The organism is Micromonospora sp. SD19 (assembly GCF_054462275.1).
Genome location: NZ_JBTLMN010000005.1, coordinates 455,194 through 470,837, shown reverse-complemented (window position 1 = coordinate 470,837; position 15,644 = coordinate 455,194). Strand labels below are relative to the sequence as shown.

The 15,644-nt window shown below is 70.3% G+C and carries 13 protein-coding genes and 1 pseudogene; 5 read left to right on the top strand and 9 right to left on the bottom strand.

Annotated features, from left to right (window positions below; translation table 11 throughout):
• Positions 1 to 34: 34 nt before the first annotated feature.
• From ACX27O_RS19995 to ACX27O_RS19985, 3 genes are read right to left on the bottom strand one after another with little or no spacing between them, the layout of a single operon-like run.
• Entirely contained in the window at positions 35 to 868 is an 834-nt protein-coding gene (locus ACX27O_RS19995) for a carbohydrate ABC transporter permease (RefSeq protein ID WP_210864424.1), read from the bottom strand.
• Positions 865 to 1,863, bottom strand: coding sequence for a carbohydrate ABC transporter permease (locus tag ACX27O_RS19990; protein ID WP_030337930.1), 999 nt, complete (start codon positions 1,861 to 1,863; stop codon positions 865 to 867). The genes ACX27O_RS19995 and ACX27O_RS19990 overlap by 4 nt, the downstream gene beginning before the upstream one ends.
• 49 nt (positions 1,864 to 1,912) lie before the next feature.
• Positions 1,913 to 3,205 carry an extracellular solute-binding protein gene (locus ACX27O_RS19985; protein ID WP_358131182.1) on the bottom strand — a complete coding sequence of 431 codons (1,293 nt, stop codon included), beginning with the start codon at positions 3,203 to 3,205 and terminating at the stop codon, positions 1,913 to 1,915.
• 252 nt (positions 3,206 to 3,457) lie between these two features.
• Here ACX27O_RS19985 and ACX27O_RS19980 point away from each other — a divergent pair, with 252 nt between their 5' ends.
• A complete protein-coding gene (locus ACX27O_RS19980; RefSeq protein WP_458939895.1) occupies positions 3,458 to 5,083 on the top strand; it encodes a glycoside hydrolase family 43 protein in 1,626 nt (541 codons plus the stop codon).
• 46 nt (positions 5,084 to 5,129) lie between these two features.
• Here the strand turns inward: ACX27O_RS19980 and ACX27O_RS19975 are convergent, their stop codons facing one another.
• The 3 genes from ACX27O_RS19975 to ACX27O_RS19965 form a co-directional block, all read right to left on the bottom strand.
• Positions 5,130 to 5,744, bottom strand: a complete 615-nt coding sequence (locus ACX27O_RS19975) for a hypothetical protein (protein ID WP_458939894.1) — start codon at positions 5,742 to 5,744, stop codon at positions 5,130 to 5,132.
• Positions 5,745 to 5,873: 129 nt separating this feature from the next.
• Positions 5,874 to 6,590 carry a hypothetical protein gene (locus ACX27O_RS19970; RefSeq protein ID WP_458939893.1) on the bottom strand — a complete coding sequence of 239 codons (717 nt, stop codon included), beginning with the start codon at positions 6,588 to 6,590 and terminating at the stop codon, positions 5,874 to 5,876.
• Positions 6,587 to 7,186: an RNA polymerase sigma factor gene (locus ACX27O_RS19965; protein ID WP_081884194.1), complete on the bottom strand. Its 600-nt coding sequence runs from the start codon at positions 7,184 to 7,186 to the stop codon at positions 6,587 to 6,589. The genes ACX27O_RS19970 and ACX27O_RS19965 overlap by 4 nt, the downstream gene beginning before the upstream one ends.
• Before the next feature lie 268 nt (positions 7,187 to 7,454).
• On the opposite strand from ACX27O_RS19965, the gene ACX27O_RS19960 reads away from it, so the two are divergent.
• Positions 7,455 to 8,663, top strand: coding sequence for a chitosanase (locus ACX27O_RS19960; protein WP_030337936.1), 1,209 nt, complete (start codon positions 7,455 to 7,457; stop codon positions 8,661 to 8,663).
• Between the two features lie 369 nt (positions 8,664 to 9,032).
• Here ACX27O_RS19960 and ACX27O_RS19955 read toward each other — a convergent pair whose 3' ends face one another.
• Positions 9,033 to 9,665 carry an MBL fold metallo-hydrolase gene (locus ACX27O_RS19955; protein WP_030337937.1) on the bottom strand — a complete coding sequence of 211 codons (633 nt, stop codon included), beginning with the start codon at positions 9,663 to 9,665 and terminating at the stop codon, positions 9,033 to 9,035.
• Positions 9,666 to 9,952: 287 nt separating this feature from the next.
• On the opposite strand from ACX27O_RS19955, the gene ACX27O_RS19950 reads away from it, so the two are divergent.
• Positions 9,953 to 10,348, top strand: coding sequence for a hypothetical protein (locus ACX27O_RS19950; RefSeq protein WP_358131407.1), 396 nt, complete (start codon positions 9,953 to 9,955; stop codon positions 10,346 to 10,348).
• A 40-nt stretch (positions 10,349 to 10,388) separates the two neighbouring features.
• Here ACX27O_RS19950 and ACX27O_RS19945 read toward each other — a convergent pair.
• Positions 10,389 to 10,780: pseudogene (locus tag ACX27O_RS19945) on the bottom strand (transposase); the annotation flags it as partial.
• A gap of 189 nt (positions 10,781 to 10,969) precedes the next feature.
• Between ACX27O_RS19945 and ACX27O_RS19940 the strand changes: the two are divergent.
• Both ACX27O_RS19940 and ACX27O_RS19935 read left to right on the top strand, forming a co-directional pair.
• Entirely contained in the window at positions 10,970 to 12,220 is a 1,251-nt protein-coding gene (locus ACX27O_RS19940) for an HNH endonuclease signature motif containing protein (protein ID WP_458939892.1), read from the top strand.
• 520 nt (positions 12,221 to 12,740) lie between these two features.
• Positions 12,741 to 14,717 carry an ABC transporter ATP-binding protein gene (locus ACX27O_RS19935; protein ID WP_458939891.1) on the top strand — a complete coding sequence of 659 codons (1,977 nt, stop codon included), beginning with the start codon at positions 12,741 to 12,743 and terminating at the stop codon, positions 14,715 to 14,717.
• A gap of 225 nt (positions 14,718 to 14,942) precedes the next feature.
• Here ACX27O_RS19935 and ACX27O_RS19930 read toward each other — a convergent pair whose 3' ends face one another.
• Positions 14,943 to 15,518 carry a PepSY domain-containing protein gene (locus ACX27O_RS19930; protein ID WP_458939890.1) on the bottom strand — a complete coding sequence of 192 codons (576 nt, stop codon included), beginning with the start codon at positions 15,516 to 15,518 and terminating at the stop codon, positions 14,943 to 14,945.
• Positions 15,519 to 15,644: the final 126 nt, after the last annotated feature.

Sequence of the window (15,644 nt, the reverse complement as noted above, 5' to 3'; positions counted from 1 at the left end):
TGGAAACGTCAGGTCTGCTCGCGGTGGTGTGCTGTCATCCCTTGACGCTGCCGGTGAGGCCGCCGATGAGTTGGCGTTCGGCCACCGCGTAGAAACCCAGGGCCGGCACCATCGACAGCACGACGTAGGCGAGCACCCGTGCGGTCTCGGCGGTGTACTGGCCCTGGAATGCCTGCACCCCGACGGGCAGGGTCCACCAGCTCTGGTCGGTGAAGACGACCAGCGGGAGCATGAAGTTGTTCCAACTGGTCACCACGGCCAACACCGAGACGGTGGCCAGGGCCGGACGGGCCATCGGCAGCAGGACCCGCCAGAAGAAGCCGAACGAGCCGCAGCCGTCGAGGACGGCGGCCTCCTCGATCTCCGCCGGGATGGTGCGGAAGAACTGGCGCAGGATGATGATGGTGATCGGCAGCCCGAAGGCGGCCTGGGGCAGAATGACACCGAGCGGGTTGTCCAACAGGCCCATGCCGCGCAGCAGGACGAACAGCGGCAGGATGGCCACCGCGAACGGAAACATCAGGCCGATCGCGAACAGGGTCACCAGAAACTCGCGGCCCCGGAAGGCGTACCGCGCGAAGACGAACGCGGCCATCGCCGCCGCGGCGACGACGATGACGGTGCTGCTCACGGCGATGAGAAGACTGTTGCCGAGCTGCCGCCAGAACACCTCGGACATCAGGATGTCCGTGTAGTTCGACGGCAGCCAGGGGTCGGGCCAGCCCAGCGGATTGGTGGAGAGCTGACCGTTGTCCTTGAAGCCGCCGAGCACGCCGAACCAGACCGGTACGACGATGAGTGCTCCGACGAGGACGCAGACGAGGTGCAGCACGAGGCCGCGGGTCCGCTGGGCGCGGTTCACGGTCATCGCGGGCCTCCCTGGTTGGTGATCGCGCCCGCGGTGTCCCGGCGCAGGACGATGCGCTGGTAGAAGAGAGCGAAGACGAGACTCAGCAGGAACATGACGATGCTGATCGCGCTGGCGTAGCCGACCTCGAAGCGGCGGAAGCCGTACTCGTACATCGTCACGGCCATGGTCTCCGACGAGTGGATCGGGCCGCCCCGGGTGAGCACCCAGACCATGTCGAACAGTTGGATGGTGCCGATGACCGACAGGAAGACGCTGATGCGGATCGTCGGCCCGAGCAGGGGCAGTGTGACGTGCCGGAACGCCTGCCAGGCGGAGGCGCCGTCGGTCACCGCGGCCTCGGACAACTCCTTGGGGATGCCCTGACGGGCGGCGAGGAAGAGCATCATGTAGAGGCCGAAGTATTTCCAGGACACCACGAGGAAGACGGCGTACAGCACGGTGTCCGGGTCGGCGAAGACCGTGCCGGCGTCGGCGCTCAACCACGTCGCGATCGCGTCGCCCAGGCCCCGGTTGGGTGAGAACACCAGGTCGAACAGGACGGCCGTGGTGACCTCGGAGAGCACGTACGGCGCGAAGAAGATCAGCCGGTACGCGGCGCGACCCCGCAGTGGCTGGTTGAGCAGCATGGCCAGGGCCAACGCCGCGGGCAGCTGGACGACCAGGGACAGCAGCACCAGGACGAAGCCGCGCCAGAGGTCACCCCGGAAGGTCGGGTCCTGGAAGGCGCGGGTGTAGTTGTCCAGCCCGATGAAGTTCTCCGGCAGCCCGAAGCCGTTCCACTTGTAGAGGCTGGCGTAGCTGGCCACCAGGATGGGGGCGACGACCAGCAGCAGGAACAGCACCAGGGCTGGGGTGAGAAAGATGGCGAGGACGCCGCCGCGGCCCGGCCGGGGCTGGCGGCCGCGCTGTCGCACGGTGCCCGGCCCCGGTGCCGGCGGGTCCGTCGCCGGGTCGCCGCGCCTGGCGTCCGACACGGTCGATGGCCTGGTCATGCCTGCTCCACAGGGGGTTCTCCGGCTACGGATGGGTGGGTGGTCACGGTCAGACGGTCTTCGCCACCTGCGTGATGTCCTTGACGATCTGCGCGGGCGACTTGTTGCCGGCGACCAACTCGGCGACGCTGTCGTTGATCTGCGAACCGAGCGCCGGCGCGTACGCCTGGTCGAGGTAGAGCTGGAAGCCGGTGTAGCTGGCCAGGGTCTCCGCGAGGAGCTTGCCGTTGGCGTCGGGGATGGCCGTCGCGGCCTCCCGCACCGTCGGTAGCACCGCGCCGGTCTGCGCCGACTTACGCTGGTTGTCGGCGCTGAGCAGGAACTTCAGGAAGTCGGCGGTGGCGGCGGGGGCGTCCTTGCCGATGGCGAAGCCGTTGCCGCCGCCGAACACCTCAGTCGTGGCGCCCTTTCCACCGTCGACAGTGGGGAAGGGGAAGAAGCCGAGCTTGTCGCCGAGGCCCTTCTTGCTGGTGGAGCTGGAAGCCTGGACCGCGGGTGCCCACTGCCCCATCAGCTCCATCGCCGCGCCGCCGTTGCCCATGGCGGCGGCCTGGCCGTCGGGCGTCCCGTACGCCGCACCGAGGAACCCCTTCTGGAACGGCTGCAGGTCGACGAGTTCCTTCAGCCGATCGCCGGCGGCGACGAGGTCAGGCGAGTCGAAGTTCTTGTCGTCGACGGCCTTCTGCAGCGCGCCCACCCCGCCGACGCGCATCGCGAGGTAGGACCAGTAGTAGTGGGCCGGCCACTTGTCCTTGCCGGCCAGGGCGATCGGAGTGATGCCGGCGGCCTTGAGTTGCCGGACCGCGTCGAGCACGCCCGTCCAGGTGGTGGGCGCGGCGGTGATGCCGGCGCGGGTGAAGAGGTCCTTGTTGTACCAGAAACCGACCATGCCGATGTCGAACGGAACACCGTAGATCTTGCCGTCGATCGTGTACGGCTCCAGGGCGGCGGGCAGCAGGCCCCCGATCCACGGTTTCACGTCGTCGGTGATGTCCTTGACCAGGCCCGCGTCCACCTGCTGCTTGAGAACGCCACCACCCCAGGACTGGAACAGGTCGGGCGGGTCACCTGCCTGGGTGGCGGTGGTGAGCTTGGCCTTGAACGCCTCGTTCTCCAGCGGCTGGATGTCGAGGGTGACGTTGGGGTGTGCGGCCTTGTACTCGCTGGCCAGCGCCGCCCAGACCGGAAGCATCGGCTCGGTGTTCTGGATGTGCCACCAGTTGATGGTCTGCGGGGCGTTCGGGTCGCTGGGCTCGTCGTCGCCGCACGCGCTCAGCAGACAGGCGCCGGCGCCGGCACCGGCGAGACCGAGCAGCGTTCGACGGGAAAGGTACGTGGTCATGATCCATCCCTTCGGGGACTCACGGGGGTGCTCGAACGCCGGCCGAGCCGGCCTGTGGGGATCCACGGATCTCCGAAACTTTCAATGCTTCGCCGGTAATACCGATCGATGGCCGGCACGCTACGAGCTGTCGCCTCACCGGTCAATACCTCTGTCCTAATACGAAAAGACCGGCTAGCGTAGGCACGACCTTCAATGGCCCCGGATCGCGAGTTTCCGGAAGTTGCAGACCGCCCGCCGAGAGGAGCGCTCGTGTCGACCGACATCGCTGACGTGGCGACCGCTGCCCGGTCGATCCGCAATCCCGTCCTCGCCGGCTTCCACCCGGACCCGTCGATCCTGCGCGTCGGCGACGACTACTACCTGGCCACCTCGACCTTCGAGTGGTACCCGGGGGTGCGCGTGCACCACTCGCGCGATCTGGTGAACTGGCGCAGCCTCGGTGGGATCATCACCGAACGGCGGCTACTCGATCTGCGCGGCTGCGGCGACTCCAACGGGGTGTGGGCGCCCGATCTGACGTACCACGACGGTCTGTTCCACCTCGTCTACAGCGACGTGGCCAGCTTCGCCAGCGGCTACTGGGATCCGCAGAACTTCCTGGTCACCGCCGAGGACATCACCGGCCCCTGGTCCGATCCGGTGACACTGCACGGGCGCGGGTTCGACGCGTCGCTGTTCCACGACGACGACGGCACCAGCTGGTTGCTGGGCATGAGCGCGGACTGGCGACCCGGCCGTGACCGCTTCGGCGGCATCGAGATCCAACGCTACGACCCGGCCGCGCGCCGGCTGGTCGGCAGCCCCCGCATCGTGTTCACCGGCTCCCCGGCCGGGCTCACCGAGGGTCCACACCTGTACCGCCACGACGGCTGGTACTGGCTGATCACCGCCGAGGGCGGCACCAGCTGGGAGCACCAGGTCACCATGGCGCGCTCCCGGGAGCTGTTCGGGCCGTACCAGGTGGACCCGGACGGGCCGATGCTCACCTCCTGCGGGCGACCCGAGCTGCGGTTGCAGAAGGCGGGTCACGGCAGCCTGGTCCGTACCCAGCACGGCGAGTGGTACCTGGCCCACCTGGTCGGCCGACCGTACTCGCCGCTGGGCAACTGCGTGCTGGGCCGGGAGACCGCTATCCAGCGGGTGGAGTGGCCATCGGGCGGTTGGCCGCGGGTCGCCGCAGGGGTGCCCGCGGACGAGGTCGTCGCACCCGATCTGCCCGCCCACCCGTGGCCGGCGGAGCCCGAGACGGACCACTTCGACGCCCCGGAGCTGGGCCGCTGCTGGTCGACGCTACGACGGCCGGCCACCGCGGACTGGGTCGACCTGCACAGCCGCCCGTCGTACCTGCGGATCCACGGCGGGCAGTCGCCGGTCGGCCGACAGGCACCCAGCCTGGTCGGGCGGCGCGTCGGCGCGATGGAGTGCTCGCTGGAGACCGTGGTGGAGTTCGCGCCGGCCGACCACCGTCAGCTCGCCGGGATCACCGCCTACTACAACACCCTCAACTGGCACCACCTCTACCTGACCCGGGCCGACGACGGGCGGACGGTGCTGGAGCTGCTCAGCTCCGACAACGGGCGGCGCACCGCGTACCCCGAGCTGAGCGTCGATGTCGACGGCGTCACCCGGGTCGGACTGCGGGCCGTCTTCGACGGACCGGCGGTGCGCTTCGAGTACGACCTCGGCACCGGTTGGCAGCGGCTACCTGTCGAGCTGGACGCGACCATCCTCTCCGACGAACACGCCGCGCTGATCATCGACGGTGAGCCGGCGGCGTGGGGCTTCACCGGGGCCTTCCTCGGCCTGTGGGTGCAGGGCCTGGGCGGCGGCGACGTACACGCCGACTTCGACCTCGCCACCTACCGGGAGCGGTGACCACGCGGACGGCACTCGGCGGGTGCCGTCCGCGTTCCCACCCGTCCTACCTGACCTGGGCGGCGACAGTGCGCAGCTGGCCGAGGGTGGTGCGGAAACCGTGGCCGGACGCGGCCGGGTCCTCGGTGAGCAGACCACTGACGGCCATGGCCTGCGAGCGGGTCACGGCGACGGCCTCCGCGCCGGCCCCGCTCACGTCGAACACCCCGAAGTCGCCGCTGAGCGTCCGGAACGTCGGGGCCGTCGGGTCCTTGGCCAGGTAGAGCACCACGACCTGGCCCGCCTCCAGGGTGGACATGTGCGCCGCGTCCGGCACACCGCTGGGCAGGCTGGCGAGCGTGATCCGCGCCCCGGCCCGCACTGTCGATCCGGTCGCCGCGCGCAGCACCTCGTCGACCCGGAAACCGGCCGCCTCGACCTCGCCCCGGACGACCAGGTCGGCGGCCTCGCTGAGCTGCCGCACGGTGCCGTACCCGCGCAGCTTGCCCTTGATCGGCGGCACGGCGCTGGTCGGCGTTGCGGCGCTGCTCGGGGCGCTGCTCGGGGCGGGTGCGGCGGCCTGGTCGGCGTCGGCGCTACCGCACGCGGACAACGCCGCCGCGGCGAGCACGGCGGCGGCGGTGGCCACCAGAGACCGGGTACGGCGCAGGTCGACTGCCATGGAACGCTCCTTGCGTCTCGGTGCCGTCCCGGGGCGTCTCGCCCGGAACGCGGCACTGCTTACGCCTTCTATCTGTGCGCTCCGGGCGGCGGGTTCCATCTTTTCGGGCTCGCCGGCGCTTTGTCAGACTCAGCCGCGCTCGCTGGCGAGCTGGCGGAGGTCGGCCAGCGTGGTGACGAACGCGCGGCCCGCCCCGGTGGCGTCCTCGGTGCGCAGACCGGTCACCGACATCGCCGACGACCGGCTGGTGGCCGTCTCCCCGGCGAGGTCGAAGATCCCGAAGTCACCGCTGAGCGGGGCGTAGACGCGCGCCTGCGGGTCGCTGAGGGCCAGGTAGAGCACGCTCGGCCGGCCGGGCGACCCGGCCGATTCGGTGCCCACCGTGATCTCCGTGGAGACCGGGGCGACCGGGGCGCGATAGAGCACCTCGGCCACCCGGTAGACGCTCCGCCCGTCCGCCACCGACACGACCTCACCCTGGACCACCAGGTCCGCCGAGTCGGTGAGTTCGCGCACCGTGCCGTACGCCCGGATCTTGGCGACCGCGCCCGGCGGCGGGAGGCGGGCGGCCGAGCGGCTCGCCTGCGGCGACGGCAGCGCCGCCGGGGGTTCGTCGCCCGAGCTGACGGCGAGCCCGGCGCCGGCCGCCGCGACCAGGACCAGGACCAGCGCGGCCAGCGCGAGCGCCGGGCGCCGCAACACCCGGGGCGAGCTGTGGGTACGCGACTCCCGCGCGATCGCCGTCAGCAACCGGTCGCGGTGCAGCTCGTGCCGGCCCGCCGGCAGGTCGCGATCGCCGGGGTGCGGGGCGATCTCCGCCCACTCAGCCGGGTCGGGCGCGTTCACCGGCTGACCTCCCGCACGAACGAGGCGTCCACGACCGGCGCTCGCGCGGCGCGCGGCGGGGCATCGACGAGGGTACGGAGCCGGGCACGCGCACGCGACAGTCGGGACCGCACCGTGCCGACCGGAACGCCCAGCGCCTCCGCCGCGGACTCGTAGTCGAGGCCCTCCCACAGGCACAGGGTCAGCACCTCACGCTCGGGCCGGCGCAGCCGGGCCAACGCATCGAGCGCGGCGGCGATGCGTCGGCGGTCGTCGAGTCGGCCGGCGACCTCGTCGGCGTGGTCGGGCACCGTGAGGTCGGCGGCGATCAGCGCGGCGGCCACCCTGCGGTAGCGGCGGTTGCTGCGGGTGTGGTTGCGGGCCTCGTTGGTGGCGACGCCGAGCAGCCAGGGGCGCAGCGACCCACCCTCCTCGGTGACCCGCTCCCGGGACCGCCAGGCTTGCAGGTACGTGGCGGCCATGACGTCCTCCGCCGTGGCCCAGTCGGCGGTCAGCCGGAACGCGTGGTTGTACACCGAGCGCGCGTACGCGTCGAACAGCTCGGCGAACGCGCCGGGATCACCGGCTCGCACCCGGGCGCGCAGACTCGACTCCATGACCATCTTCTGTCCGTCGGACGGTGCTGGTTCCGACGGACCGGCCCGTTGATCAGTTACGGCCCGACGATAGCCACCGGCATGGACGCGCCGCCAACGACGGGGTGAACAGGCGCTGTCACGCCTCGCGGTCGTCGATTGACGGGAAATCGACGTACTGGTATCTGTTAATACAGTTTCCTGATGCTCGCGGTGCCCGCCGGGGCCGAACTTCCGCGCCGGGTCACCGACCGGCCGGCGGCACGCCGCCCCTTCCCCGAGGAACACCATGGTTCACCAGAGAACAGCCGCATCCGTCGTGGGAGCCCTGCTGATCGGCGTCGCCGCCGTCGGCTACGGCGTAACGTCGGCGAGCGCCGCGACCGCCGGCCCGATCACCGGCCTCGGCGGCAAGTGCATCGACGTGGCCGGCGCCAACCCGGCCAACGGCACAGCCGTCCAGCTCTACGACTGCAACGGCAGCGCGGCCCAGACGTGGACCGTCGGCAACACCGACACCTCGATCCGGGCACTCGGCAAGTGCCTCGACGTGACCGCCGCGTCGACCGCCAACGGCGCCAAGGTGCAGCTGTACGACTGCAACAACACCGGCGCCCAGAAGTGGACCGCCAGCAACGGCGCCCTGGTCAACTCCGGCTCCGGCAAGTGCCTCGACGTCACCGACCGGAGCACCGCGAACGGCGCCCGGTTGCAGATCTGGACCTGTGGCGGCACCACGAACCAGCGGTGGACCCTGCCGGGCGGCGGCACCCCCACCCCCACGCCCACCAACCCGAGCGGCACCAACCTCGACGACCCGGCGAAGAAGGACGTCGCCATGCAACTCGTCTCGGCCGCGGAGAACTCGTCGCTCGACTGGCGCGCGCAGTTCTCCTACATCGAGGACATCGGTGACGGGCGCGGCTACACCGCCGGCATCATCGGCTTCTGCTCCGGCACCGGCGACATGCTCGAACTGGTCGAGGCGTACACCCGCACCAAGCCGGGCAACGTGCTCGCCGGCTACCTGCCGGCGCTGCGCACCGTCAACGGCACCCCGTCGCACTCCGGCCTCGACCCCAACTTCCCCCGCGACTGGCGGACCGCCGCCACCGACCCGGTCTTCCAGGCCGCCCAGGAGGCCGAACGCGACCGGGTCTACTTCAACCCATCGGTACGCGACGGCAAGAACGACCAGGTCCGGGCGCTCGGCCAGTTCGCCTACTACGACGCGGCGGTCATGCACGGGTACGAGGGCATGCGTCAGATCCGCAGCCGCGCCCTGAACCGGGCCAAGCCGCCGGCCCAGGGCGGCGACGAGCGGACCTGGCTCAACGCCTTCCTCGACGAGCGGGTCATCGAGATGAAGAAGGAGGCGGCCCACTCGGACACCTCCCGCGTCGACACCGCCCAGCGGGTGTTCCTCAACAACGGCAACTTCAACCTGAACACCCCGCTGGTGTTCGCCGTCTACGGCGACCAGTTCCGCATCGGGTAGGGCCTGTTTCATAAGGGCGGTCGAGCCGATGCGGAGTCCGGGCGGCAATCCGGCAAGGCGCGGTTTCGTCCGGATACCGGTGTCGTATCCGGACGAAACCGCAACGCCGCCGGTCGTCGTCCGGGCCCGCCGCAGGCCGGCCAGTCCTTATGGAACAGGCCCTAGGAGCGAGGGCCGGTAACGGGTATCCGGCCGGGTGGATGTGATCGCCGGTTGCCGGCTGTCCGTCCGGCAGTGTGTGACGGTGGCGGGTGGTCGAGCCAGCCCGGGTCGAACGCCCGGAACTTCTTGCCCACCGCTGCCGCACGCGCACCCCTTCAGGAGCGATCACGAGACACCCGCGGACTGCCGGTTTCTGGAAACCCGCTCCTAGCGGATCGTCACCGACTCCCCGACCGGGATACGCGCGTACTCGGTGCCGCCCTTGAAGTCCAACCAGCCGTCGAAGTACTCCTGGCCGAGTTCGTTGAGCGTGGCGTCGTGGATCGGGAACGCCCGCTCCGGCCGTACCGCCCGCACGAAGTCCAACGCCTCACTGAGCTTGAGCCAGGGTGCGGCAGCCGGCACGAGCAGCGTCGCCACCGGCGACGGCGGGACGAACAGCGAGTCGCCCGGGTGGTAGACCGTGCCGTCGACGACGAAACCGACGTTGGCGCAGCCCGGCAGACCGTCGTAGATCTCGGCGTGCGCCCCACCCACCACGTCGACGGCGAACCCGGCCGCCGTGAACCGCTGTCCCGCGTCGACGGCGACCGCCGCGCCGCCCAGCTCGGGGGCCGACGCGATCGCTGCCGACGGCAGGTACACCCGGAACGCGGAGTTGCGCTGACTCGCCGCCACGAGCTTGTCGATGTCGAGATGGTCGGGATGCTCGTGCGTCACCAGCACCTCGTCGACCCCGTCGAGCGCTTCGGCCTCCGAGAACGTCCCCGGGTCGATCACCAGCACCCGGTCGTCCGCCTCCAGGCGCACACATGCGTGGCCGTATTTGATCAAACGCATACGCCCACTATGGCACCGACGGACGGCCCGAAGCGGGGGCCCTGTTCGATCAGGCCGTGTCAGAGATCAGGCTGTTCCACAGTGTGACAACCAGCTCGAACGGAGCCGTCCCTGGGCGGGACCGTGGCCACCTGAGTCGTTGATCGTGCCTGCGCACAGTTCAGCGCCATGGTCGGACGTCCGTGGAACCGCATTAGCATCGATGCGGCGCGGGCGGTGCACTGCCCGACCGGAACGGAGGGCCAGTGGGCGCGGCGAGACCGGCATCGCTTCGGCGGTGGGCCGGCGTGCCCCGGTGGATTCGGGTCGTCGTGATCGTCACCGTCTGCGTCCTCGGGTACGGCGCGATCGTCCACCTAGGAGACCTGCTTGGCGTCCGGCCGGGTGGTCCCAGCCCGTCCACCCCCACCTGGCTGATGCTGTACTTCACCTCGCTGACCGTGTTCGATCCGCTCGCGGCGCTGTTGCTAGCGCTGCGCCGGATCGAAGGACTGCTGCTCGGCTGTGCCGTGTTCGTCAGCGACGCGGCAGCGAACGGGTACGCCAACTACGTGCTGGACACCATGCCGGGGATCACGCCCGGCCGGGTCGGGCAAGCGGTGATCACGGCGCTCGCGGTCGCCCTGATCGCGGCGACGCCCGCGGTCGCTCCCTGGCTGCACCGGCCGCGCCGTGCCAGCTAGTGCGCTATCCATGAACGTCATCGGCTCTGATCGGTCAAGCGGCCGTGCTGGAACGCCGCGCGCGGACCGACTTGAGCGCAGACAGGGTGTGATCTGCGCCTTCGCGGCGGCGGTTCACACCCCACAGCTGGTCGTCGGCGAAGCGGTAGCAGCCGTGGAAGTAGCGGATCCCACACGTGCGCTTGTAGGTCGCGGGCAGCCGGTCCGGATCCGACCGTGGCGCCCACGAGCCGCCGTGGTGCGGGCGGATCGACAGTGGCCCAAACTGATCGAACGCGAAGCAGCGCTGCGGGAACCGGGTGGTCACTTCCTCGATCCGGTCCAGCTTCGCATCGAAGTCCGGATCCTCGACTCTTCCCACGTCCGGGTGCGCCGCCAGCTGACCTGGTTGTCACGCAGCAGCTGCCGCAGCCCTTCGCGGCCGACAACCACCCGCCGGTCATGGACAGCCCACTAGCGGCTGTCTCTCACAGCGGATCATTATCGGCCAGGCGAGCTGTGTGCGGCAGTGGTCGGCCGGTCCGACGACCTCGCTGCGGCGCTCATGCACTCCATAGACCGCCGCCCAGTCAATCGATCATGATGACTGAAAGTGTCGTACGTACGTTCTAGTCTCGGGTCATGGTCGAGGAGTTGGCGCAGGCAGACGACGCGGTCGCCGCGTGTGTCGACGCCGCCGCCTGGGCCCTTTCCGAGCAGGATTTGATCGCCGCGCTCGACGCCGCGCACCGCTTGGAGCAACGCCTCGCCGCCGTGACGCTGACCCTGATCCGCGAACTCGACGGCCGAGGCACCGCAACCACGCAGGGCGCCTCCTCCACCGCTGTCTGGCTGCGCGAACGGTTACGCCTCACCATCCCGGCCGCCCGCCGCCTCGTCGACCTCGCCGCCGTCCTGGACACCGGCAACCCTGGCGTACGCCACGCGCTGGCCGACGGCCACATCACCGTGGACCAGGCCCGGGTCATCGCCGACACGATCGACACCGTGCACACCGCCGCCGGTCCCGAGGCCGCTGACAAAGCTCTCGGAGTGCTCGTCGAGTGGGCCGGGCAATTCGACCCGACCCTGTTGCGCAAACTCAGCACCCGCATCCTCGACCACGTCGCACCCGACATCGCCGACGCCGCAGCCGAAGCCGCCCTGGACGCCGAAGCCCGCCGCGCCACCCGCGACCGCCACCTCACCCTCTCCACCCTCACCGACGGCCGCCTGCGACTCACCGCCACCCTCGACACCGAGACCGCCGGGCTCCTCCGTGCCACCATCGACCCCCTCAGCGCACCCTCGGGCCCTGACGACCAGCGCACTCCCGGGCAACGCCGGCACGACGCCCTCAGCGACGTGTGCCGCCTCGCCCTGCGCACCGGCGAGCTGCCCGAGCACGGCGGCGATCCGGCCCAGATCGTCGTCACCACCAGCTACGACGGCTTGACCGGGCAACTGGGCGGCGGAACCCTCGACACCGGCCTGCACCTCACCCCCGAGGCCGTGCGCCGCCTCGCCTGCGACGCCGCCATCCTCCCCGCCGTCCTCAACGGCGCCGGCCAACCACTCGACCTCGGCCGACAACGCCGCCTTATCACCGGTCCCCTCCGACGCGCCCTCGTTCTACGCGACCGTGGCTGCGCCTTCCCGGGCTGCGACCGCCCACCGCGCTGGTGCGACGCCCACCACATCCACCACTGGGCCGACGGCGGCACCACCAGCCTCGACAACGCCGTCCTGCTCTGCGGCCACCACCACCGCCACCTACACCACAGCGACTGGACCGTACGACTCGCCGCCGACGGCCACCCCGAATTCACCCCACCCGCCTGGCTCGACCCCGAACAACTCCCCCGCCGCAACCACTACCACCGACGAACATAAGAGCAGCCAACCGAGAACGATCACCGCCCTGCCAGGTCGGCACGCCAGAAGCGAGCGGAAAGACCGAAGCGCCGAGCGACACCCGCCTGTACGCCTGCCGACCGGGCCGAACAGAGCGCTGCCGGTGGTGACTCACGAGGGGCGGAAAGACCGAAGCGCCGAGCGACACCCGCCTGTACGCCTGCCGACCGGACCGAACAGAGCGCTGCCGGTGGTGACTCACGAGGGGCGGAAAGACCGATCCGCCGAGCGACACCCGCCCGTACGCCTATCGACCGGGCCGAACAAAGAGCTGCCGGTGGTGACTCACGAAGGTTTGCCGTGCCGGTGCGCGACCGGCTCGCGGGCGGACCTCCATGCACCAGTCCTCCGCGAACGCTAACGCGAGGGCGTGGCGGTTGGACGCGGTGCCGGAGGTCATCGACGGCACCGATGCGTACCTGACATGACGGCCACTGTCGGTAATCCAGTTGACCTCAAGCTTGGGTGAGGTCCTAGCCTCCGGTATCGGAGGTAATGCATGAGCATGGAAGTTACCGCGTGGATGTCTCTGCACCACGCGATGAACGCGCAGGATGAGCGACCGCTGTCCCGCGCGACCTTGAAACGGATCGCGGAGTTCGCGCGGCCACACCGCGCTCTGATCATCAGGTTCCTGCTGCTGAGTGTGGTGACGGCGGTTCTCACCGTGGCGGCGCCGGTTCTCGCGGGTCGGGTGGTCGACGCGATCGTCGACGGCGCCGAGAGTGGCGTCGTGATCCGGTTGGCGGTACTGATCGCGGTGATCGCCCTCGCCGAGGCCGGGCTGGGTCTGGTGACGCGGTTCCTCTCCGCCAGCATCGGTGAGGGGTTGATCGTCCAACTGCGGACGGCTGTCTTCGACCACGTTCAGCGCATGCCGGTGGCGTTCTTCACGCGGACCCGTACGGGTGCGCTGGTCAGCCGCCTGAACAACGACGTGATCGGTGCGCAGCGGGCCTTCAGCGACACCCTGTCGAGTGTGGTCGGCAACGCGGTCACGCTGATGCTCACGTTGGGCGTGATGCTCACCTTCTCCTGGCAGATCACGTTGCTGGCGCTGGTCCTGCTGCCCATCTTCGTTCTCCCGGCCCGCCGGATGGGTTCGCGGCTCGCCCGGTTGCAGCGGGAGGCCGCCGAGCACAACGCGGCGATGAGCACCCGGATGACGGAACGCTTCTCCGCACCCGGGGCCACCCTGGTCAAGCTGTACGGGCGGCCGGCCGAGGAGTCCGCGGAGTTCGCGGCGCGAGCACGTCGGGTCCGGGACATCGGCATCCGCGCCGCGATGCTGCAGTGGGTCTTCATCACCGCCCTCACCGTCGTCGGCTCGCTGGCGCTGGCCCTGGTCTACGGGTTGGGCGGTCTGTACGCGTTACGGGGCAGCCTCGACGCCGGAACGGTGGTCGCCCTCGCGCTGCTGCTGTCCCGCCTGTACGCCCCGCTGACCTCGCTGGCCAGTGCCCGCGTCGAGGTGATGAGCGCGCTGGTGAGCTTCGAGCGGGTGTTCGAGGTGCTCGACCTCAAGCCGCTGATCCTCGACAGGCCCCATGCCCAACCCCTCCCGGAAGGGCCGGTCGCTGTCGAGTTCGACGACGTCCGGTTCGGCTACCCCGCAGCGGACAAGGTGTCGCTCGCGTCCCTGGAGGACGTGGCGAAGCTGGACACGCGCGGCGGTGAGGAGGTGCTGCACGGGGTGTCGTTCCGCGCCGAAGCGGGGCAGATGGTGGCGCTCGTCGGCTCCTCCGGGGCGGGCAAGTCGACGATCGCGCAACTCGTGCCCCGCCTGTACGACGTCGAGGACGGTGCGGTGAAGCTCGCCGACGTCGACGTACGCGAACTGTCGGCCGAGTCGATCCGGACGGCACTGGGCGTGGTGACCCAGGACGGGCACCTCTTCCACGAGAGCATCCGCGCCAACCTGGCGTTCGCCCGGCCGGACGCGACCGAGGACGAGATGTGGGAGGTGCTCCGGCGCGCCCGACTCGACGACCTGATCCGCTCCCTTCCCGACGGGCTGGACACCGTTGTCGGCGAGCGCGGATACCGGCTGTCCGGCGGGGAACGGCAACGGCTCACCATCGCGCGACTGCTGCTGGCCCGTCCGCGCGTGGTCATCCTCGACGAAGCCACCGCGCACCTCGACTCCACCTCGGAGGCGGCGGTTCAGGAAGCCCTCGCCGAGGCCCTGACCGGCCGGACCAGCGTGGTCATCGCGCACCGGCTCTCCACCATCCGGGCAGCCGATCAGATCCTCGTCGTGGAAGCCGGGCGCATCGTCGAACGCGGGCGACACAACGATCTGCTCGCGGCTGGTGGCCGCTACCACGAGTTGTACCGCACCCAGTTCGCGGACCAAACGACGGCCCCGGAGGACCCGCCGGCCTCGGAGCACCCCCCGGCCCAGGAAACGCCGGCCCTGCAGCAACCGACGGCCCCGAACCAACCGACGGTCCAGGAGCAGCGCGTCGGGCTCTGACGGCCCTCGCCCACCTGAAACAGCCGCGGCAGCCCGCCCCTCAAGGACGGTCTGAAACAGCCGCGGCGGTCCGCCTTTCAAGGACGGCCTGAAACAGCCGCGACAGCCGGCCATCCGTCAAGGACAGGCCGGAACGCCTGGGTCGCGAGGCGCCGGGTGAATCGGCAGCGCCGCCCGACCCGGAAGGCACTCCGGGTCGGGCGGCGCTGCCGATCAATAGTCGTCTCAGTCGTTGTCGTTGTCGTCGTCGTTGTCGTCGTCAGCCTCGTCGGCGTCGTTGTCGTCGTCGTTGTCGTCGTCGTCGTTGTCGTCGTCGTCGACCGGCTCCTGCTCGGCCTTGACCACCGACCCGTTGTCCCGGTCGACGTCCACCTCGTGCTCGATGTCGCCCGCGACGATCTCGACGCTCCACACCGGCCGGCCGTTCTCCTGCTCGGCTTCGACCTCGACGATCTGGCCGCCGCCGGCCTTGGCGAGCGCGATCTCACCGGCACGCGTCTCGTCGACCGCGCTGCCCGCCGGCGCGCTACCGGTCGACGGCGTACCGGCCGACGGCGTACCGGCCGACGGCGTACCGGCCGACGGCGTACCGGATGGGGTACCGGACGACGGCGTGCCGCTCGACGGCGTACCCGATGGGGCCGACGGCGTGTCGGTGGCCGGCGGCGCGACGGTTGCCGCGGCGAGCGCCGTGCCGCCGGTCCGCGAGTCGTTCGCGGCGGTGACGCCGAGCGCGACCCCGGCCACCGCCAGCACCGCCGACCCGCCGACCGACGCCAGAAGCAGATTGGTGCGCTTCATCGTGGTGTCCACCTTTCCTCGGTTGTCGACTCCGAGGATCGGTCAGGTTGGGATAGCACCGCGCTGTCCGGACGCTAAGGCCGGGTTAAGCCGAGGATCCCGTACCGCCCTCTCGGGACTGCGCGT

What these genes read in the sequence shown, in the direction of transcription:
- ACX27O_RS19995 (WP_210864424.1), bottom strand. Translation starts at nt 868, where the DNA reads ATGACCGTGAACCGCGCCCAGCGGACCCGCGGCCTCGTGCTGCACCTC.
- ACX27O_RS19990 (WP_030337930.1), bottom strand. Translation starts at nt 1,863, where the DNA reads ATGACCAGGCCATCGACCGTGTCGGACGCCAGGCGCGGCGACCCGGCG.
- ACX27O_RS19985 (WP_358131182.1), bottom strand. Translation starts at nt 3,205, where the DNA reads ATGACCACGTACCTTTCCCGTCGAACGCTGCTCGGTCTCGCCGGTGCC.
- ACX27O_RS19975 (WP_458939894.1), bottom strand. Translation starts at nt 5,744, where the DNA reads ATGGCAGTCGACCTGCGCCGTACCCGGTCTCTGGTGGCCACCGCCGCC.
- ACX27O_RS19965 (WP_081884194.1), bottom strand. Translation starts at nt 7,186, where the DNA reads ATGGAGTCGAGTCTGCGCGCCCGGGTGCGAGCCGGTGATCCCGGCGCG.
- ACX27O_RS19960 (WP_030337936.1), top strand. Translation starts at nt 7,455, where the DNA reads ATGGTTCACCAGAGAACAGCCGCATCCGTCGTGGGAGCCCTGCTGATC.
- ACX27O_RS19955 (WP_030337937.1), bottom strand. Translation starts at nt 9,665, where the DNA reads ATGCGTTTGATCAAATACGGCCACGCATGTGTGCGCCTGGAGGCGGAC.
- ACX27O_RS19940 (WP_458939892.1), top strand. Translation starts at nt 10,970, where the DNA reads ATGGTCGAGGAGTTGGCGCAGGCAGACGACGCGGTCGCCGCGTGTGTC.
- ACX27O_RS19935 (WP_458939891.1), top strand. Translation starts at nt 12,741, where the DNA reads ATGAGCATGGAAGTTACCGCGTGGATGTCTCTGCACCACGCGATGAAC.
- ACX27O_RS19930 (WP_458939890.1), bottom strand. Translation starts at nt 15,518, where the DNA reads ATGAAGCGCACCAATCTGCTTCTGGCGTCGGTCGGCGGGTCGGCGGTG.